This is a genomic window from Butyrivibrio sp. (genome assembly GCF_017433805.1).
Lineage (GTDB): Bacteria > Bacillota > Clostridia > Lachnospirales > Lachnospiraceae > Butyrivibrio.
In genome coordinates this window covers 18,268-39,263 of sequence record NZ_JAFRGN010000057.1, presented here as the reverse complement: position 1 = coordinate 39,263, position 20,996 = coordinate 18,268, and the positions used below count along the sequence as shown (strand labels likewise).

General features: G+C 42.8%; 14 protein-coding genes. 11 read left to right on the top strand and 3 right to left on the bottom strand.

Annotation, left to right across the window (positions count from 1 at the left end; translation table 11 throughout):
• Positions 1-45: 45 nt before the first annotated feature.
• From gltB to IJI01_RS13260, 11 genes are all read left to right on the top strand, one after another.
• The gene (gene gltB / locus IJI01_RS13310; protein ID WP_292191342.1) at positions 46-4,578 is read left to right on the top strand and encodes a glutamate synthase large subunit; all 4,533 of its coding nucleotides are present in this window, start codon (positions 46-48) and stop codon (positions 4,576-4,578) included.
• 13 nt (positions 4,579-4,591) lie between these two features.
• Positions 4,592-6,109, top strand: a complete 1,518-nt coding sequence (locus IJI01_RS13305) for a glutamate synthase subunit beta (RefSeq protein ID WP_292191339.1) — start codon at positions 4,592-4,594, stop codon at positions 6,107-6,109.
• A 546-nt stretch (positions 6,110-6,655) separates the two neighbouring features.
• On the top strand, positions 6,656-7,477 hold the full coding sequence (locus tag IJI01_RS13300) for a hypothetical protein (protein WP_292191336.1): 822 nt from the start codon (positions 6,656-6,658) through the stop codon (positions 7,475-7,477).
• Positions 7,478-7,623: 146 nt separating this feature from the next.
• Positions 7,624-8,394 carry a PHP domain-containing protein gene (locus IJI01_RS13295; protein ID WP_292191333.1) on the top strand — a complete coding sequence of 257 codons (771 nt, stop codon included), beginning with the start codon at positions 7,624-7,626 and terminating at the stop codon, positions 8,392-8,394.
• A 25-nt stretch (positions 8,395-8,419) separates the two neighbouring features.
• Positions 8,420-9,292: a TrmH family RNA methyltransferase gene (locus tag IJI01_RS13290; RefSeq protein ID WP_292191330.1), complete on the top strand. Its 873-nt coding sequence runs from the start codon at positions 8,420-8,422 to the stop codon at positions 9,290-9,292.
• A gap of 206 nt (positions 9,293-9,498) precedes the next feature.
• The gene (locus IJI01_RS13285) at positions 9,499-9,657 is read left to right on the top strand and encodes a hypothetical protein (RefSeq protein ID WP_292191327.1); all 159 of its coding nucleotides are present in this window, start codon (positions 9,499-9,501) and stop codon (positions 9,655-9,657) included.
• Positions 9,658-9,665: 8 nt separating this feature from the next.
• Positions 9,666-10,397 (top strand): ion transporter, encoded by a 732-nt coding sequence (locus IJI01_RS13280; RefSeq protein ID WP_292191324.1) that lies wholly within the window; start codon positions 9,666-9,668, stop codon positions 10,395-10,397.
• A gap of 169 nt (positions 10,398-10,566) precedes the next feature.
• Positions 10,567-11,616, top strand: a complete 1,050-nt coding sequence (gene rsmH, locus IJI01_RS13275; RefSeq protein ID WP_292191322.1) for a 16S rRNA (cytosine(1402)-N(4))-methyltransferase RsmH — start codon at positions 10,567-10,569, stop codon at positions 11,614-11,616.
• Complete coding sequence (locus IJI01_RS13270) at positions 11,617-12,375, top strand: hypothetical protein (RefSeq protein WP_292191319.1); 759 nt, start codon at positions 11,617-11,619, stop codon at positions 12,373-12,375.
• 18 nt (positions 12,376-12,393) lie between these two features.
• The gene (locus IJI01_RS13265; RefSeq protein ID WP_292191316.1) at positions 12,394-13,932 is read left to right on the top strand and encodes a glycosyltransferase; all 1,539 of its coding nucleotides are present in this window, start codon (positions 12,394-12,396) and stop codon (positions 13,930-13,932) included.
• A complete protein-coding gene (locus tag IJI01_RS13260; RefSeq protein WP_292191310.1) occupies positions 13,919-15,649 on the top strand; it encodes an alpha-glucosidase in 1,731 nt (576 codons plus the stop codon). Before IJI01_RS13265 ends, IJI01_RS13260 begins: the two co-directional genes overlap by 14 nt.
• A gap of 120 nt (positions 15,650-15,769) precedes the next feature.
• On the opposite strand, the gene IJI01_RS13255 is transcribed toward IJI01_RS13260, so the two are convergent.
• From IJI01_RS13255 to IJI01_RS13245, 3 genes are all read right to left on the bottom strand, one after another.
• The gene (locus tag IJI01_RS13255) at positions 15,770-17,779 is read right to left on the bottom strand and encodes a methyl-accepting chemotaxis protein (protein ID WP_292191307.1); all 2,010 of its coding nucleotides are present in this window, start codon (positions 17,777-17,779) and stop codon (positions 15,770-15,772) included.
• A 151-nt stretch (positions 17,780-17,930) separates the two neighbouring features.
• Positions 17,931-19,298, bottom strand: coding sequence for a magnesium transporter (gene mgtE, locus IJI01_RS13250; RefSeq protein WP_292191305.1), 1,368 nt, complete (start codon positions 19,296-19,298; stop codon positions 17,931-17,933).
• Between the two features lie 612 nt (positions 19,299-19,910).
• Positions 19,911-20,657 carry a hypothetical protein gene (locus IJI01_RS13245; protein ID WP_292191301.1) on the bottom strand — a complete coding sequence of 249 codons (747 nt, stop codon included), beginning with the start codon at positions 20,655-20,657 and terminating at the stop codon, positions 19,911-19,913.
• Positions 20,658-20,996 lie beyond the last annotated feature (339 nt).

Here is a 20,996-nt window from a genome sequence, read left to right as displayed (position 1 = left end):
CGGTACCTTTTTAAATAGTTATACGGGAAGGAGATAAAAGTCCAAATGGAACCATGGATGAACGAACGTGACGCCTGCGGTATAGGCGCCGTAATCAATATAGATGGTAATGCAGACAACAGAGTCCTCGATGATGCTCTCAGCATCGTTGAGAAGCTCGAACACCGCGCAGGAAAAGATGCCACCGGTAAAGTTGGTGATGGTGTCGGAATCCTGGTACAGATTTCTCACAAGTTTTTCAAAAAAGAAGCTGACAAAGTAGGCATTAAGCTCAAGAACGCTGGCGACTATGGAATCGGTATGTTTTTCCTGCCTCAGGATTCCATGAAGAGAATGTTCGCAAAGCGTCTTCTTGAAGTTATTGCAGAAAAAGAAAACCTCAAGGTTCTTGGCTGGAGAGAAGCGCCTATTCATCCAGAGATTCTTGGTGAGGTTGCCAGAAACTGCATGCCTTACATCGCTCAGTGCTTTATTGAAAGACCTGCAGAAGTACAGCGCGGAACTGAATTTGACAGACGTCTTTACTGTCTCAGAAGAGAGTATGAGAAATCCTCTGAGGATACTTACATATGCTCTTTTTCATCCAGGACTATTGTCTACAAAGGAATGTTCCTGGTAGGACAGCTGCGTAATTTCTATGCAGACCTGCTTTCTCCTGACTATGTTACAGCTATTGCCATGGTGCATAGCCGTTTCTCAACTAATACAACACCATCCTGGCAGCGTGCTCATCCATATAGAATGATCGCACACAATGGTGAAATCAACACTATTCGTGGTAACAGCGACAGAATGCTTGCTCGTGAAGAGACCATGTCCTCAGACGTATTTGGAGATGATCTTGGAAAGGTATATCCTGTCATAGCTTCATCAGGTTCTGACTCTGCTATGCTGGATAACACTCTCGAGTTCCTGTACATGAATGGAATGGATCTTCCACTTGCCATGATGCTTACTATTCCAGAGCCTTGGAAGCACAACGACTTCATGGCTCAGGACAGAAAAGATTTCTATCACTACTATGCAACAATGATGGAACCATGGGATGGCCCTGCAGCAGTTCTTTTCACTGATGGTGAGGTGTTCGGTGCTACACTTGATCGAAATGGCCTTCGTCCATCAAGATACTATGTCACTAAGGATAACAGACTCATCCTCGCTTCTGAGGTGGGAGTTCTGGATATCCCTGACGAGAACATTGTTAAAAAGTCACGTCTTTCACCTGGACATATGCTCCTTGTTGATACCAAGGAAGGCCGCATAATCTCAGATGAAGAGTGTAAAGAGAAATATTCCAAGGCAAAGCCCTACGGCGAGTGGCTTGACAGATATCTTTTACACCTGGGTAAGCTCAGCATTCCTAACAAGAAGATACCTACACACACTCAGGTGATGAGAGATAAGCTCTACAAGGTATTTGGCTATTCCTATGAGGATGTTAAGAATCAGATCATGCCGATGGCTACAAATGGCATCGAGCCTACTGTTTCCATGGGTACTGATGTGCCGCTTGCCATGCTCTCACTCCATCATCAGCCATTATTCTGCTACTTTAAGCAGCTCTTTGCCCAGGTAACAAACCCGCCTATCGACTCACTTAGAGAGAAGGTTGTAACTGACACAACAGTTTACATCGGATCTGATGGTAACCTCCTTGAGGAAAAGAGCGATAACTGCCGCGTGCTTGAGATCAATAACCCAATCCTTACTGGCGTTGACCTTATGAAGATTGAGTCACTGGATCAGCCAGGCTTTAAGGTTAGAAAGATATCACTTCTCTACTACAAGAATACTCCCGTTGAAAGAGCTCTCGAGCAGCTGGATGTATCTGTTGACAGGGCAGTTGCTGATGGCGTGAACATCATAATCCTCTCAGACAGAGGCGTTGATGAGAACCACATGCCAATCCCATCACTTCTGGCAGTTTCATCCGTTGAGCAGCATCTTGTCAGAACCAAGAGACGTACTGCGGTTTCACTTATCCTTGAAAGTGGTGAGCCTAGAGACGTTCATCAGATAGCTACCCTCCTTGGCTTTGGTGCACGTGCTATTCACCCTTATCTTGCGCAGGAGTGTATCGCAGAACTCATAGATATCGGAATTCTTGATAAGGACTATCATACAGCTATAGCTGATTACAACAAGGCTCTTCTTGGCGGCGTAGTTAAGATTGCAGCCAAGATGGGTATTTCTACACTGCAGTCATATCAGTCTGCAAGAATTTTTGAGGCAATCGGTCTGTCAAAAGAGCTTGTGGATAAATACTTTACAGGAACTACAAGTCGCGTAGGCGGAATCGGAATCAAAGAGATTGCTCAGGATGTGGAATACAGACACAACAGAGCCTTTGATCCACTTGGTCTTTCTACAGATACAACACTTGATTCCATCGGCTTCCATTCTCTTAGAAGCGGTGAAGATAAGGAAGATCACATGTATAGCCCTAAGACTATCGTTACTCTTCAGAGAGCGGTAAGAGAAGGCGACTATGACAGATTTAAAGAATATAGCCAGATGGTAGATGATGAGGACAGACCTCATACCTTGAGAGCTCTTTTATCATTTGTACCAGCAGCTGAGCCAGTTCCAATCGATGAGGTTGAGAGCGAAGAGGAGATCGTTAAGAGATTCCAGACAGGTGCCATGAGCTATGGTTCACTTTCCAAGGAAGCTCACGAGACTCTTGCTATCGCCATGAACAGACTTGGTGGTAAGTCCAACACCGGTGAAGGCGGTGAGGATATTGCCCGCTTTGGAACAGACAGAAACAGTGCAGTTAAACAGGTGGCTTCAGGTAGATTTGGTGTAACAAGCCAGTACCTTCTTAGTGCCAAGGAGATTCAGATCAAGATGGCACAGGGCGCTAAGCCAGGAGAAGGTGGACACCTTCCTGGTAAAAAAGTATATCCTTGGGTTGCCAAGACTCGTTTCTCAACCCCAGGTGTAGCCCTTATTTCACCACCACCTCATCACGATATTTATTCAATTGAGGATCTTGCCCAGCTCATCTACGACCTCAAGAATGCTAACGACAAGGCAAGAATCTCAGTTAAGCTTGTATCAGAAGCAGGCGTTGGAACAATTGCTTCTGGTGTTGCCAAGGCTGGAGCACAGGTTATCCTCGTATCAGGCTATGACGGAGGAACAGGTGCAGCTCCATCTTCATCGGTTCATCATGCAGGACTTCCTTGGGAGCTCGGTGTGAGTGAAGCACATCAGTCACTTCTTGATAATGGCCTTAGAAGCCGAGTTGTCCTTGAGACTGATGGTAAGCTCATGACTGGTAGAGATGTTGCTATAGCAGCACTCCTTGGCGCAGAGGAATTTGGTTTTGCCACTGCTCCACTTGTATGCATGGGATGCATGATGATGCGTGTCTGCAACAAGGATACATGTCCTGTTGGTATCGCTACACAGAACGAAGAACTCAGAAAGAGATTTAAGGGTAAGCCAGAACATGTCATGAACTTCATGCTCTTTGTAGCAAGAGAGCTTCGTGAGATCATGAGCCAGCTTGGCTTTAGAACAATTGCCGAGATGGTAGGTAGAACTGACCGCCTTGTTATGAGAACCTACGAAGGCAGCGACATGGATATCAAGAAGCGCAAGGAAGCAGCCGACCTTAGCAGAATCCTTGATAGAGCTTATGTTGAGAGAACAGATAATCACTTTGATCCTAAGCAGGTTTATGACTTTGCTCTTGAGAAGACACTTGATTCCAAGGTACTCATTCCTGAGTATGAGAAAGCATTCAAGGTTGCTAAGAACTCAAAGGACGCAGAAGGAAACGTACAGATCAAGGTTAATGTATCAAGTACAGACAGAAGCTTTGGTACACTTCTTGGCAGCAGGGTAACTGCAGACTTCCAGGATAAGCTTGCTGACGATTCAGTTGTTGTAGAAGCTCACGGAGGCGGTGGCCAGTCCTTTGGCGCATTCCTTCCTAAGGGCGTTACACTAAGACTCTACGGCGATGCTAATGACGGCTTTGGTAAGGGACTTTCAGGAGGTAAGGTAATTGTAAGACCATCCAAGAAGGCAACCTACAAGGCTCACGAGAACATCATCATCGGTAACGTTGCTCTCTACGGCGCAACAGCCGGCAAAGCTTATGTATGCGGCGTTGCAGGCGAGAGATTCTGCGTTCGTAATTCAGGAGCTGTTGCAGTTGCAGAAGGCTGCGGTGATCACGGACTTGAGTATATGACAGGCGGCAGGGCAGTTATCCTTGGAATGACTGGTAAGAACTTTGCAGCCGGTATGAGCGGAGGAATTGCTTATGTTCTTGATAGAGAGCACACTCTTTACCTTCGTATGAACAAAGATATGGCTTCTCTCTTCGAAGTAACAGAGAAGTATGATATAGCAGAACTCAAGGGAATCCTTGAAGATTACGTCAAAGAGACAGATTCAGAATTTGCTAAAGAGATTCTTGCAAACTTTGACAGCTACATTCCAGACTTTAAGAAGATCGTGCCTAATGACTACCAGAAGATGCTCACAGCTATTGGTAGATTCGAGGAACAGGGCATAGATCACGACACAGCAGTACTGGAAGCTTTCAAAGAGTTGGCGTAAGGAGGACGAAGAAATGGGAAAAGATACAGGATTCCTTGAGTATAAGAGAAAAAATAATGGTGATGTGCCTCCAGCAGAAAGAATCATGACATTCGATGAGTTTCACACAATGCTCATGACAGAGGAGCGTAGACAGCAGGCTGGAAGATGTATGAACTGCGGTGTTCCATTCTGCCAGTCAGCTATGAATCTTGGAGGCATGGTAACAGGCTGTCCACTTCACAACCTGATTCCTGAGTGGAACGACGAAGTATACAGAGGACATGACAGACATGCCTTTGCAAGACTTCACAAGACCAGCAATTTCCCAGAGTTTACAGGACGTGTTTGTCCTGCACTCTGCGAAAAAGCCTGCATGTGTGGACAATACGGCGACGCTGTTACTGTTCATGACAATGAATTATTCCTGGTTGAGACAGCTTATGCAAACGGCTATATTCAGCCAGTAGTACCGACTATCAGAAGTGGAAAAAGAGTTGCTGTTGTAGGAAGCGGACCTTCCGGACTTGCAGTAGCTGATGAACTTAACCACAGAGGTCACAACGTAGAAGTCTTTGAAAGAGAAGATGAGATCGGTGGACTTCTCATGTATGGAATTCCTAACATGAAGTTGGATAAGAGCGTTATTAAGCGCCGCAAAAAGCTCATGGAGGACGAGGGCGTTGTATTCCATACTGGTGTTAATGTAGACACCAGCAAAGCCGGAACCCTTCTCAAAGATTTTGACGCTGTTGTATTATGCTGCGGAGCTAAGAAGGCAAGACCTCTTGCTGCAGCAGAGCCAGGTAAGGTTGGCGGCGTATACTATGCTGTAGATTTCCTGACACAGACAACCAAAGCCCTTATGGATATGGTTGATAGTGCTGATGCTGGAAAGGATGCACCGGATAAATCTGCTGAGTCTCTCAAAAAACACGGCGGATATATCGATGCAGCAGGCAAGAACGTTGTTATTGTCGGAGGCGGTGATACAGGTAATGACTGTATTGGAACAGTCATAAGACATGGAGCTAAGAGTGTAACAGCTCTTGAGATGATGCCTAAGCCTCCTGTAGAGAGATCGGCTTCTAATCCTTGGCCAGAATGGCCCAAGGTTCTCAAGACAGATTATGGCCACGAGGAAGCAATATTCCTCTTTGGTTCTGATCCAAGAGTATATGAGACCACTGTTAAGAGCGTTACTACAGACAAGAAGGGTCATATCAAGCAGATAGAAACTGTTAAGGTTGCTTTCAAGGACGGCAAGCTGACAGAAGTTGCCGGCTCAGAGAAGACTCTTAAGTGTGACCTTCTCCTCATCGCAGCTGGCTTTATAGGCTGTGAGGACTACTCTGCAGATGCATTTTCTGTTAAGAGAAGCCCTAGAGGCACTGTAGTTACAGAAGATGGCGGTTATCACATTCCTGATACCAAGATTTTCTCAGCAGGTGATATGCACCGCGGCCAGTCTCTCGTAGTTTGGGCTATCGCCGAAGGCAGAGCCTGTGCAAAAGAAGTTGATGAGTACCTCATGGGATATACAAACCTGTAATGGATGAGGAAATATTGGATGAAACATGGGATGTAAACTCGGATAGCTAAAGGAATATCCAAATCTCAGGTTATATTAAGAAAACATAGTATAATTATTGAAAGACAGAGCTGTTCTGAATTTACGGAATATGCTCTGTCTTTTCTATTTATATCATAGAAATATCTTTACAATTTTTGGTGGGTATTATATAGTTTCATTTGTATTTCAAGATAATCTTTTTTCAAAGTTCATTTTGAGATGGCTGTTCTTTCTGGGACAGCTAAAAAATATCCATTTAATCAAGTTTTATATGCTCTTTTGTAGATAAAAAATTGTTTAAAGCTATAAGTGCGACCGATGCCAACTTTTTATATGTCTTTTGACATAATAGAAAAGCTAAGAAAACACATAAAAACAGAGATTTAGAGAGATTTATACTAAATTACTAAGTGTATCCAAGGTGGTAGAACCTATAAAACTCTAGGGAGGAACAGGATTTATAGCTGCGGGGTAATAATTGATGCTCGTAAGACATATAAAACGATGCATATTAAGGAGTTTTATATGAAAATTAAATTTGATGAGTATAACTGGTGTGATGGGACGCTTCAGGCTGTTACCAGGAGAATGGAACAATTAGAAAGAATTATACATAATAAAACAGCAAGTCTTCAGCAACCATTGGAAGGAAAGTTACGAGTTCAGAAAAGAAAGAATTCATACCAATATTTCCTGAGGAGTGACCCAAAAGATACAAATGGAAAGTACCTATCGATAAGTCAGCGGGAGGTAGCTGCCAGAATTGCACAACGGGAATATGACACAAAAATAGTAGAGGCTGCAAATAAGGAACTTAGAATAGCGTCTGAATATGTAGATGTTCTTAAACAGGGATCAGTAGCAAATGTGTTTGAAGCCTTAAATCCTGGAAAACAAGTAATTGTAACACCATTGTTTTTGCCTGACAGGCAGTTTGCAACATGCTGGCAAAAGGTTGAATACGAATCAATGCCGATGTCTGATGGTAATGTTTTTTATTCAAATAATGGTGTGAAAGTAAGATCAAAATCTGAGCTTATCATTGCCAATATGCTGGAACAAAGAGGGGTTCCTTATCGCTACGAATATCCAATCAATCTAAAGAATATTGGTCAGGTAAGACCAGATTTCACATGCCTCAATATACGGACGAGACAGGAATATATTTGGGAGCATTTTGGAATGATGGATAACATAGCCTATGCCAACAAGAACATAGCCAAGATAGAGGCCTATGAGCAAAGCGGATATTATCCTGGAAAAAAACTGATAATGACATTTGAGACTTCTCAACATGCCCTCAGTTCAAATATAATAAAGGCTATGATTGAACAGTATCTGATGTAAAAAGAATTGCCCCAAATAATTGTTATGTTCAATGTCAGGTTATACAATGATGTAGACATGCAAGATATGCTAAAGCAGTACTAGCAAGTCAGAAGAATAAAACACATACATAAGATACAAGCGGGATACAGACAAAAGAGGAAGACATGGCTTACTTATACGAAACTCATTTACATACAATTGAAGGCAGCGCCTGCTCTGATACTCCGGGAAAAGAGTATATTGAGCACATGAAGAAAATTGGCTACAGCGGGATCATTGTTACTGATCACTTCTTTAACGGCAACAGCGCGGTACCAAGGCATCTTCCATGGGAAGAGAAGGTGGAGCTGTATTGCAAGGGATATGAGCATGCTTTTGAAGCTGCAAATGGTACAGACTTCAAGGTATTCTTTGGAGTTGAGTTTGCATTTACAGGAGATGAATATCTTCTCTATGGAGTAGACAAGAAGTGGCTTCTTGATAACCCTCAGATCATGGACATGACCAGAAAAGAGCTGCATGAGGCAGTAAGAGCTGTAGGCGGGATCATGGTTCAGGCACATCCATACAGGGAGAGGGGATATCTTAACACAATTCATCTTGCGCCTAATGATGTGGACGGTGTAGAGTGCTTCAATGCAGAGAACCCTGATTGGCAAAACGGTCTTGGATATCAGTATTGCCTTGAGCATAACTTTATTATGAGTGGTGGCTCTGATATCCATCATCTTACTCAGAAGCACATGGGCGCTATGAGCTTCCCATACAAGCTTGAAACGATTCAGGACTACATAAAAGCCTTCCTTGCAGGGGATGGAACACCTGTGTTTACAAGAGATATCGATGAAGAAGGTTTTGAATTCAGGCCGGTTGCTGGAGAAAGGTCTCTTGTGGAAGAGACGCAGCCCCACACACTTCCTGTTGTAGTACATTGAGAAAATTATCCAGGAGACGAATTACATGTCCCACAATTTTATCGAAGTAACTGATCTGGATTCTCAGGAGCTGTCCATATATCATCAGCTCTCTGAGAACCAGCTATATCACATAAATGAACCAGACCTTGGAATCTTTATCGCAGAGAGTCCCAAGGTTATTGGGCGTGCTCTTGATGCAGGGTACGAGCCAATCTCTATGCTACTGGAAAAGGGGCAGACTCAGAAGGACGCGGCAGATATAATCGAGAGGTGTCAGAAATCATCAAGGATAAGCGCAACTAATAATACTTCGAACAGTGTAGCAACAGATGAATGTTCACAGATTCCCATCTATATCGCCGATTCTTCCGTCCTTACCAAGATCACAGGCTTCCACTTAACACGAGGTGTACTCTGTGCCATGAGGAGAAAAGAGCTCACGACAGTCGCAGAGACTATCGCAAATGCCCGTCGTATTGCGGTTCTTGAAAACGTGACAAATCCAACGAACCTCGGAGCTATTGTCAGAAGTGCTGCTGCGCTCGGCATGGACGCTGTGCTCTTTACAAGTGGATGCACTGATCCGCTCTATAGGAGAGCTGCCAGAGTCAGTATGGGGACAGTATTCCAGGCACCATGGACTTTCCTTCCGGAGGGAAAAGAAATAAGTACCTTGCAGGAGCTTGGTTTTAAGACAGTGGCTCTTGCTCTTAGAAATGACACATTAGACATAAACGCCGAGGAGCTCAAAAATGCAGAGAAACTGGCAATTTTTCTTGGGGCAGAAGGTGACGGCCTTCTTCCAGAAACCATAAGCGCCTGTGACTGGTGCGTCAAGATTCCTATGGCTCATGGCGTTGATTCGCTCAATGTTGCAGCTTGCAGCGCAGTAGCATTCTGGGAGCTGTCTCAATGATTGGTCTTGCAAAGTGAGTAGTTTAAGAATTGCGACACTGTTGAGAGTTTATATGTTTTTTAGGATAAATAAAAGCGACAAATGGTATAATGTTGACAACAGATACCATTTGTCGCTTTTTATTTCATCGCATAATTGCAGTTAAAACATAAATCCTTACGTTATAGACGTATGCTATAAGCATATACAGAGAAAAGGTGCTTCGTATGGGAAAAGACCGGGAAAAAGACATCTTCATATCAGATACTGGCGTACATACTTCTAGAATAGGCCTTTATTCAACTATCTTCGTCGCACTATGCAGGCTTCTCAGCATTGTTTTAGCTGTTCTTGGGATTCTTGCATTTATTTCAGGGAATTTTTGAGGTCGCCTATGGAAAAGGTTTTTAAGAAAAGAGTATACGAAGTAATTGAAGTATCGAGTATTGGAGATAACTCCAGCAGAGCCTATGATATGCTCATGACGGTTGCAGTAATTGTGGGTCTTATTCCGCTGACACTCAAGAAAGATAATACCTATACATTCTGGATTGAAATTCTCACAACGATTATATTTGTCATCGACTATATCGCCAGAGTATGTACCGCAGACTATAAAATGGGATACAAGAGTATCAGAGCATACATTGCTTATATATTAACGCCTCTTGCCATATTCGACCTGTTATCAATTATCCCCATTATTTATCTCTTTTCCCCAGTCACATCAGCTATCGGGCTCCTGCGACTCTTTAGGATATTCAGAGTATTAAAGCTCATCAGATATTCCAAGACAGCTGTTGTCATAGCTAATGTTCTGAGGAAAGTTAAAAAGCAGCTTCTGGCGGTACTTATCCTGATAGTGATCTACATATTTGTATCAGCTATGCTGATTTTCCAGTTAGAACCAGATCTTTTTGAAAACTTCTTTGATGCGGTGTACTGGGCTACAATTTCCATAACAACTATAGGCTACGGCGATATCTATCCGACAACAGATGTGGGACGCCTTATCACAATAGTATCGGCTCTTATGGGAGTTGCGGTAATTGCCCTTCCATCGGGCATGATAACAGCGGCCTACATAAGTGAGATCAATAGAAAGAAATCGAAATATGAGCTGTAGCATTAGTCTACAGCTCATTTTGCAGTATGGATTATTGCTACATTTACAACTCGTATTTGTGCTAAACTGATATATGAGGCAGACAAATTCAGATATTGAATAATATCACTCCATAGAAAATAGGTAATAGACAGAACACATAATAAAACACAAAAAAGGAATCACAGATTTGGAAGAAAAGCAGCATAAGCGCAGGGTCCACTACTCAGGTAAGTACCCTCGTAAATTTGAAGAAAAATATAAAGAACGGAATCCGGAGAAGTACGCAGATACAGTGGCGCACGTTATTTCCAAGGGCTCAACACCAGCAGGAATGCACATTTCCATCATGGTAAAAGAAATACTGGATGTGCTTAATATACAGCCAGGTGAGCAGGGACTTGACTGTACTCTTGGCTATGGCGGCCATACTAGAAAGATGCTGGAACAGCTTCAGGGAGAGGGCTGCGTTTATGGGCTCGATGTTGATCCTATAGAATCCAGGAAGACAATAGAACGTCTTAGAAACGCAGGCTTTGGTGAAGAAATATTCCGGTTCAGACTTACTAACTTCGCCAATATCGACCAGGTGGCAGCTGAAGTAGGAAAGTTTGACTTTGTACTGGCAGATCTTGGAGTATCATCAATGCAGATTGATGATCCAAGTCGAGGCTTTTCCTACAAGATAGACGGACCTCTTGACCTTAGACTTGACCCTGAGCACGGGGAGTCAGCAGCAGAAAGGCTTCATAACATCACAAGAGATGAATTCGTAGGGATGCTTGTGGAAAACTCAGATGAGCCCTATGCAGAGGAGATAGCAGACAAGGTTTTTAATCTTATGAAAAAAGGTGATCCCATGGACACCACAACAGCTCTCAGGCAGGCTATAGAGTCAGCTCTTTGGAAGGTTCCCAAGGAGGAAAAGGATCAGGCCATCAAAAAGAGCTGTGCCAGAGTTTTCCAGGCTCTTAGAATAGACGTTAACAGCGAGTTTGAGGTGTTGTACACATTCCTTGAAAAGCTTCCCAATATCCTGAAGCCAGGAGCAAGAGTTGCAATCCTGACCTTCCATTCAGGTGAGGACAGACTCGTCAAAAAGTCTTTTAAAGAGCTCAAAAAAGCTGGCATATATAGTGACATTTCAGAAGATGTCACAAGGCCTTCGGCTGAGGAGTGCAGGGTTAATCCCCGCAGTAAATCAACCAAGATGAGGTGGGCAATCAAGGGGGACACATAAGTGTACGTCAATAGAAAAGAGCATTACCTGTCGAATTCACTTTTCTGGGCGGCAGGAATACATGTCTGTGCAAATTTTGCTTTGTTGATAATACGGAGAATGGTTCGCAGCGCCAACGCTGAACAGCCTGATATAGCCAATTCAACTATCATGGCTGGACAGATTGCAGTTGCTGCTATTCAGGTCATTCTCATGGCATTTGTTTTTATAGGCGCTTTTGATAAGCTAAAGAGCGCTCTTTCTGTGGTGGAGGAATCAGACAGACTCAAAATGGCTGTCCTTCAGCAGGAGACTCTGGGCAGTAAAGTCCCGGCTCTTACTGGAGATTCTATCGCCAAGCTCCTCGAGCTCTGGGGAGCGATTCTGATCGCAGTTCGCATGGTCTATGATATCTGCTCACTTGTCTACAGTAGATTCATATCAGATCTCTTTGACTTTAGTAGTGGCATGACCTCTAACGAGGATTTTGTTGCTATCTACAATAATACCCATGGATTTAAGTATATAGGTCTTCTCATAGCTCTTTTACTGGGAAGTATGATGACTGGAATATTCCTAAACGACAAGCTGCTCAAGGTTATCACAATGATATTGATGACCTTCTTTTTGCTGTCCTTTGTGCTGCTGGGAATGCATACTGTCACTGTTGGAGGCTATAGCGTAGGAATTGTATGGACATCAGTTATTTTTCACCTGGTTGAAACAGTAGGAATCTTTATTTTGGGCTTGTACCTCAGACGCAAATACATAGGACTTTGATAATGGAGGCTACAGAACATGAACATATGCTTACTAAATGATTCTTTTCCACCAATCATTGACGGCGTTGCCAATGTCGTTATGAACTACGGAAATATACTGACAAACGAGCTTGAATCAAACGTTATTGTCGGAACGCCCAAGTATCCCGAGGCGGATTATGAGGGCTATCCCTATAAGGTTGTGGCTTATCCAAGCTTTGACACTACGGACTTTGTGAAGGGGTATCGTACCGGATATCCTCTCGCCATAAGGGAAATAGCTCAAATGGCTGAGCTTAAGCCAAACATTATCCACACGCATTGTCCTGCCGCATCTACGGTAATGGCAAGAATTCTACGCCGTGAGACGGGAGCTCCGATTGTGTTCACTTACCACACCAAATTTGATGTGGATATTGCAAGAGCCGTTGGAGAAGGTATCCTCAAAAAAGAAGCCATTAAAGCTATGGTCAGTAATATCGAGGCCTGCGACGATGTCTGGGTAGTTTCAGAAGGCGCTGGCGAGAACCTTCGCTCTCTTGGCTATCAGGGCGAGTACAGGGTTATGCCAAACGGCGTAGATTTTCCACGAGGCCGAGCTTCCGAAGACATGGTAAAAGAACTAAATAATACCTACGACATTCCTGAGGGAATTCCACTATATCTTTTTGTTGGAAGACTTATGAAGTACAAAGGACTTCCAATCATCATTGAAGCCATGAATCTTCTAAACCAGAAGGGCATGGATTTCAGGATGGTATTTGTGGGCGGCGGCGCTGATGCTGAAGAGATGCAGGAGCTGGTTAAGTCCTATGGAATAGAGAATAAGGTCATCTTTACTGGGCCAATCCACGACAGAGAAAAGCTTAGAGCCTGGAACACAAGGGCAGACCTGTTTCTTTTCCCATCAACTTATGATACAAACGGCATCGTTGTCAGAGAGGCAGCAGCCTGCGGACTTGCCAGTGTTCTCATAAAGGGTTCATGTGCTGCAGAGGGCATTACTCATGATAGAAACGGCTATCTCATAGAAGAAAATCCAGAGTCTATGGCACAGCTTCTTGAGGAGGTTTCCGGAGATCTGGGCCGTCTCCATCAGATTGGTCAGAATGCTATGGATGAGATCTACATTTCATGGGACAAGGCGGTAAGGCTTGGATATGACAGATATAAAGAGATAAAAGAGATGGTAAGAAGCGGAGAGCTTGGGGTCAGGAAACATCAGAGCTTTGAGAATCTCATGAATTCTGCTGCGACTATTCTGAATGGCACCCAGAGAGTATTTGTGGATATTCCTAAGGACATCCACGCTGAAGTCCGTGAGGGATATCAGGATTTCAAGGACGAGGTGATAGATAATTACAACGAGATCCGAGATGGAATGCTTGAGAACTATCAGGATTTTCGTGATGAAATAAAGTCAGGTTATGAGGAGTTTAAGGATAATCTAAGAGATAATTATCAGGAGTTTAAGGATGGGGTAGAATCCCTCAAAAAGGGCATAAACGAAGGTATAGATAAGATAAAAGACAATTTCACAGAAGACTATTCGGACGACAAATATGATGACAACTGATAATGACAACAAAAACATAAAACGCGACTGGTATAAGGAAATGAGCTTCTACCAGATTTGGGTGAGGAGCTTTGCAGATGGTAACGGTGATGGAATAGGAGACCTATATGGCGTCTATGATAAGCTTGAGTATGTTAAGAGCCTTGGAGTAGATGGAATCTGGTTTTCGCCAATATACCCATCTCCCAACGCCGACTTTGGCTACGATATCTCTGATTATAAGGACATTCATCCTGATTTTGGAGATCTTGCACAGTTCCAAAAGGTACTAAAAAGAGCCCATGCCCTAGGTCTTAAGGTCATTATGGACCTGGTAGTTAACCATACCTCTGACGAGCACCCATGGTTTAAAGAGAGCCGTAAGGGCAAGGACAATCCTTATAGTGACTATTATATCTGGCGTGATGAGCCTAACAACTGGGATAGCCTCTTTGAAGGAAAAGCCTGGGAGTATGACTGCGAAAGAGGTCAGTACTACCTTCACATTTTTGCCAAGAAGCAGCCTGACCTTAACATGGATAACCCTAAGGTTCGTCAGGAGGTAAAGGATATTATGCGCTTCTGGCTGGATATGGGTGTCGACGGCTTCAGGGAAGATGTCATTAATTTCATTTCCAAAAAGGAAGGACTTCCCAATGGAATTCCTTTTTTACCAGCAGTTAATGGAATGCCCTATTACAAGGATGGCCCCCATATTCACGAGTATCTGGCTGAGTTTCGTAAGGTCTGCGATGAGTACGACTGTTTCCAGCTGGGCGAAGGACCTATGACTACGGTCAAGTCTGCCATGAAGTATCTGACTGGGCCGACCAAGTCTCTTGATATGATGTTTTCTTTTGACCATATGATGGCTGATTGCCTGTACACAGAGTATGTCCATAGGCCATTTTCGCTTATTAAGCTCAAAAAAGCCTTCTCCAAGTGGCAATATGCTCTTGCCGGTAAGGGATGGAATGCGCTGTACCTTGAAAATCACGATCATCCCCGCATTATAAGCAGGTATGGAAGTGAGCATTTCTGGAGAGAAAGTGGAACTATGCTGGCTACAAGCTACATATTCCAGCAGGGAACGCCATTTATTTATCAGGGGCAGGAGATTGGCATGACTAATATCAGGCTCATGTCCATTGACCAGTACGTGGATGTTTCCTCAATTACCAACTATCACACCTATCACCTCAAGGAGGATCCGGAGAGGCGCCTTCACAGAATACATTTGTCCAGCCGTGATTCTTCCAGAACCCCTGTACAATGGGATGATACCGAGAATGCAGGCTTCTCTACAGTTAAGCCCTGGTTCTACGTGAACCCCAATTATAAGAGAGTTAATGTCAGAAAAGAAGATAAGGATGAGAACAGTATCCTGAATTTCTACAGGAAATGCCTTGCCCTTCGTAAGAACTCCAAGACGCTTATTTACGGCACTTACACAGAGCATTTCCCTAAGGATAAAAATATTTACATGTATGAGAGAAGCCTTGATGGAGAAAGTTATCTAATCATATGCTCCTTCTCAAGATTCCCTGTTAAAGCCCATAAGCCGTCTAAGTTCGCGGGCAAACACGGAGAGCTCGTACTGTGTAATTATCCAAAAGAGCCGGTGTCCTACAATGGAGTATTCGACCACATTGAGCAGGAGCTCAGTGAAATAGAGCTTAGAAAAGGATATTTTCGTCCATTTGAGACCAGAATATACAGATATATTGATAAAAATTGAGTAATCAAATATAAAAACAAACATGAAAAGAGACTGTGCACCAATCGCAAATGATCAGTGCGTAGCCTCTTTTCTGTGTGCGTTAACATTCAATACTGAATGAACAAGGGCGTATTAAAATTATTTGAAGAAGCTGATATCCTCATTGAGCTTCTCGGCAACTTCCTTAAGACTATTAGCTGATCCTGCAAGTGTAGTAACTGTAGCGGACAGCTCCTGCATGGATGCTCCAGTTTCTTCACTGGATGCTGCGTTCTCTTCAGAAATTGCTGAAAGAGCGCTCATTGTATCAACAACAGCATTCTTGGAAGTTTCGCAAGTGTTTGCGCCTCTGGAAATTCTCTGTACACCGCCTACTGTAGATGCGATATCTTCCAGCATGCTATTTACGCTTGTGAGAGTCTCGCCAAGAGCACTCTGCTGGTTAATGTTACTGTCTTTGATCGCTTCAGCAGCAGATACAGCAGCTTTGGACTGATCAAGAAGGACATCCATCTCTTTTCTGATCTCATCGGCCATGTTCTTGGAATCTTCAGCAAGCTTACCAATTTCTTCAGCAACAACTGAGAAACCTTTTCCTGCTTCACCGGCTCTTGCTGCCTCAATGCTGGCATTGAGTGACAACAGGTTAGTCTGTGTAGCGATGGAAGCGATACCTTCAACCTTATCGTTGATGTTGGATACTGCATTCTGAGTAGCAGAGATAGTAGTTGAAATCTCATCAATCTTGCCAGTCATCTCATTGCTGGACTCCTGCAGGTTAGAAAGTGAAGCAGAGGATGCTTCTGATGCTTCCTGCATTCTACCAGCAAGGCCCTCAAGGTCATTAGTAGAATTCTGGACATCTACAACAGCTTCTCCGATACTACCAACGTTTTCTGTAGCGGACTGAATCTCATCAGCCTGCTGGGTAGCTCCGGAAGCAATTTCCTGAACGGCATTGGATACATCTTCCGCAGTCTGGGAAATTTGGTTGGCCATGTCGGACAGCTCATTAGATGAGCTCTCTACATTGTTAGCAGAAGCTTTGATATTATTAACGATTTCGTCAAGTTTGTTGATAACAGTATTCGTACTGTTGACCATTGTGCCGAACTCGTCTTTTCGTGCAGTGAATTTGTCAATCTTAGCAAACCGTCCATCAGCCAGCTGGGAAAGAGAGTCATTTACAGCTGCTACAGGATTTGTAAAGCTGTTTGCCATCATAAGTGAAATGACGGAAGCAATAACGAGCATTACAAGACCAATAATGATGCAGAGCAGAGCAGAATTCTTGGCTGATGCCATAGCCTTGTTGTAGTCGGTTGAAACGACAACGGTGTATCCTGTATCAGGGTCTTTGTACCAGGACATGATGAGCTTACTTTCAAAAGAACTGTCGTCAACGATAGTTCCTTCAGAGCTTGTAGTGAAGGCTGAACCTGTAAGGTCGTAGACGTCATCTACTCCCAGCTCCATCTTGGCATGAGCTGCCATTATATTGGATGAATCGAGGACGAATGCATCCTCTGTGTTAGCGGCCAGGAAATCGTGAAGTTCTGCCAGATTGTAGTTTCTCTGGATTTCTCCAAGAACAGCTCCGTTCTCATCCTTTATAGGAGTAGCGATAGTAATCTGTCTGAGTCCTGATGAAGCACTGACAATAATGTCGGAAACAAATGTATTTCCTGCCATTGCCTGTTTAAAGTATTCTCTTTCATGGACATCTACGCATTTACCACTTGATCTTACGGTCTGCATACCTGTAGTATCTGCGAGGGCTGTTGAGTTTCCGTCGTTGAGAATGTTATCGCCAGCCTGCATCATCTGTACCATGACAGAATCTTCGATTCCAGCGGTCCCCTGCATATATACGATTGTGGTAGGGTTCTCTGCTATGGAACGAATGATTGTGACGTTCTTGTCGATAATGGCATCGTATTCAGATGCTATGTACCTCGCTTGCCAGGAGAGGGCTGTTTTAGCATCTTCAAGAGCCTTATTGGTAGATGTAATATAGCTTATGATAAGGGAAACAATAAGCGGAATTGCAACTAACAAAAGCAGAATGGAAATAAGCTTTGTCTTTATGCTGTCTTTAAATGCAATTGCGTTTTTTGGGGCGTTAGCCTCTTTGACTTTTTTAGCCATGATAAAAACCTCCATGCATAATAATGAGAAATCACCAATTTCATTATCGTACATGGAGGCTTATTATCAAATGTTTATATTCTTATTTTAATATTAAATCTTTATGAAATAGCGACAATTGTAAATCTAACAAAGCTTTAATTACCCGATTCTAAACAACTAAATGAAGCATCTTGGTTGCAATGTTGAAGTACACAAGTAGTGACAGTGCATCGACAATAGTTGTGATAAATGGACTCGCCATAACAGCCGGGTCAAAGCCAACCTTGGATGCCAGCATAGGAAGGCAGCAGCCAACCAGCTTGGCAATAAGTACAACTATGAGAAGTGTCAGGCAAATTACTGCAGCTACAGGAAGTGCGAGCTTATCAAATAATAATAGCTTAGCAAAGTTTGCAACTGAAAGTGTAAGACCACACAGTACAGCAACTCGTATTTCTTTCCAGATGATCTTAAAAAGATCTGTAAACTCTATTTCTTTTAATGAAAGAGCACGGATGATTGAAACGCTTGCCTGTCCACCGGCATTACCGCCTGTATCCATCAGCATAGGGATATATGCTGTAAGGATAACGTAGGCAGAAAGGGCATCCTCAAAGCCAGTGATAATGGCACCTGTGAAAGTAGCGCTTATCATGAGGAATAACAGCCATGGGATACGGCTCTTATAGGTCTCAAAAATTCCAACCTTGGGATAGGGCTTGTCGGATGGAACGATAGCTGCCATCTTCTCGATATCCTCGGTAGCCTCTTCTTCCATGATGTCCACAACGTCATCGATGGTGATGATACCAACCATACGGGTTTCGTTGTCTACGACAGGCATGGCAGTAAAGCCGTATTTCTGGAACATTCGGGCTGTTTCTTCCTGGTCAGTCATGGTGTTGATGCTGATGACATTGGTGTTCATGATGTCACCAATTATCTCATCAGGCTTCATGATGAGCAGGTATCTGAGGGCCACAGTTCCAACCAGAATCTTCTGTCTGGTAACTACATAGCAGATGTTGATAGTCTCGGAATCAACACCTTTTTTACGGATACGCTCAATAGCATCTGCTACGGTCATGTCCTCACGAAGGTCCACGTACTCCACAGTCATGATACTACCGGCGGAATCTTCAGGGTACTGTAACAGATGATTGATATCAGCTCTTGTCTCAGGGCTTGCATTGGCCAGAATACGCTTAACTACGTTGGCAGGCATTTCCTCCAACAGGTCAGTAGCATCATCGGCCATCAGATTGTCAATAATGTTGGATGCTTCTCGGTCTGACAGTGAACGGATAATATATTGCTGGTTATCCAGTTCCAGATCAGCAAATACATCAGCAGCCATATCCTTGGGCAGGATTCTGAACATTTTAAGAGAATCCTCGTCCTCCATCTCACTCATAGCAGCAGCGATATCTGTTGTATTCATTTCTGAGATGGTCTGGCGAAGCAGAGTGTATTTCCTGGACTCAAGAAGTTCTTGTAGGATTTCAGCGGTTGTCTTCTCTTCTTCTTGTAATTCCATTGTAATAATCTCCTTTTATTAAGTTGGTGGTTTTGAGCTTGGTACTTCGACCAGGAGCAGAATCGCTACTGCATAAATGTGAATCTGACTTCATTAAAACCACCTTCCTTTCTTTCGGAGATTTATTCATTTCAGGTATTAGGAATGAATACGAATTACAATCTGCATATCCATAGATTGTGGCAAAAGAATTGCCGGAAACTATTCTATATGCAATATTACTTTAACACAGATTATAGGGAAATGTATATGTTTTTCTTCATCTGAGGGATGTAGATCAGTATATGTATCTAGTGGAACCAGTAGACAGTACGACGGGGTGTTTTTTTGTGTGATGCACGATATAGAGATTTTGCTAGTAATTATCGTGCTAGAGAAAATGGATTTTATACAATGGTTGCACGTTAACCGATGACAATTTCAATAAAACGTCATACTGGTAGAACTGATGTTGGTCGGTGCTACACGCTAGTATAAATTCGGCAGGGGATAACGTGCAATTGTTCAATTACTGTGATTAAAATCTGCTTAAGATATTGCATTTCGAGGAGGGGGATGCCTAAACGTTGCACGATAGAAAATGAGATATAGATGAAAGCGTGCATCCGAAAATCATAATAGATACTTTTCTATTTTTTTCTTGATTTGCCTCATGTCTAACGGCATATCTAGAGATTCCATTGATAAGAGTAAGTTCTCACCGAGAACAATTCCATCTTTTTCGTAAGAATATAGCTTTGATAATGCTTTACTGGAGTAGTTTTCATCAGTAATTAATCCCAGATGCTCCCAATAGTAAGATTTTCTTGTTCGTGTGTTTAGCAGTAAAAAATCAGGATAAACATTTAAACCATTTGAGAGTTCAATCCTTGGTTCATAGACATAGGGAATTCTTAGTTTGAAGAATAAATCAGCTAAGATTTTCTCTGATTTTGATCGGACATGATCGCCGTTATCTGTTAAAAATACACCCTCTTGTGGAAATGTATTCATATTACCAGGGTGTTCGGCTAACCATTTGGCAACATAGCTTTCCTTTGTATCTATTATTGGAGAAACCATCTGTTTCCTTGCATCACACAGGTTATCATAGACATTACTTATGGCAGAGATATCATATAGTTTAAGAAAGTGATCTAATCTATATCTCTGTGTTATAACTACCTTTTTTACATTTTCAAGATAGTCACGTTGAAATTTCCTTCGGACTTTATCACGATCTTTCTTTTTTATGTATACGCGCTGTCCATCTGCATTGACTGTGTAGTACTGATAGCATGACTTTTTCTTGCATAGTTTTATCGGAAATACTTCATCGCTTTTATATAATGCCAGCTTCTTGTCTATCCTTTTGATCAATGTGTCAAGATCGCTAATTTGTTGTTCTAACTGAAAACTGTAGTCTTCTATTGTTTAGTCCTCCTTATGTGTCAATTATTTGTCTGTTCATCATGCAGATAATTGTTCTGAATGTGTAATGTAGAAGATAGAAACCACGAATTACTGCACGAAAATACCGAGACAACAATAATGTATACAAATACTTGAATTTGTGTGGCAAGAATAAATCTAGCGCCACATAGTGAATCACTGATGATATATCATCATATTCTAGAATTATATAGACAGACGCTAATATATAGCATAATCAGAAATCTGTCAACTAATTGAACGTCCTGTGACGTCTATATTTGTCTC

What these genes read in the sequence shown, in the direction of transcription:
- IJI01_RS13300 (WP_292191336.1), top strand. Translation starts at nt 6,656, where the DNA reads ATGAAAATTAAATTTGATGAGTATAACTGGTGTGATGGGACGCTTCAG.
- IJI01_RS13305 (WP_292191339.1), top strand. Translation starts at nt 4,592, where the DNA reads ATGGGAAAAGATACAGGATTCCTTGAGTATAAGAGAAAAAATAATGGT.
- IJI01_RS13280 (WP_292191324.1), top strand. Translation starts at nt 9,666, where the DNA reads ATGGAAAAGGTTTTTAAGAAAAGAGTATACGAAGTAATTGAAGTATCG.
- IJI01_RS13295 (WP_292191333.1), top strand. Translation starts at nt 7,624, where the DNA reads ATGGCTTACTTATACGAAACTCATTTACATACAATTGAAGGCAGCGCC.
- IJI01_RS13255 (WP_292191307.1), bottom strand. Translation starts at nt 17,779, where the DNA reads ATGGCTAAAAAAGTCAAAGAGGCTAACGCCCCAAAAAACGCAATTGCA.
- mgtE (WP_292191305.1), bottom strand. Translation starts at nt 19,298, where the DNA reads ATGGAATTACAAGAAGAAGAGAAGACAACCGCTGAAATCCTACAAGAA.
- gltB (WP_292191342.1), top strand. Translation starts at nt 46, where the DNA reads ATGGAACCATGGATGAACGAACGTGACGCCTGCGGTATAGGCGCCGTA.
- IJI01_RS13260 (WP_292191310.1), top strand. Translation starts at nt 13,919, where the DNA reads ATGATGACAACTGATAATGACAACAAAAACATAAAACGCGACTGGTAT.
- IJI01_RS13285 (WP_292191327.1), top strand. Translation starts at nt 9,499, where the DNA reads ATGGGAAAAGACCGGGAAAAAGACATCTTCATATCAGATACTGGCGTA.
- IJI01_RS13290 (WP_292191330.1), top strand. Translation starts at nt 8,420, where the DNA reads ATGTCCCACAATTTTATCGAAGTAACTGATCTGGATTCTCAGGAGCTG.
- IJI01_RS13265 (WP_292191316.1), top strand. Translation starts at nt 12,394, where the DNA reads ATGAACATATGCTTACTAAATGATTCTTTTCCACCAATCATTGACGGC.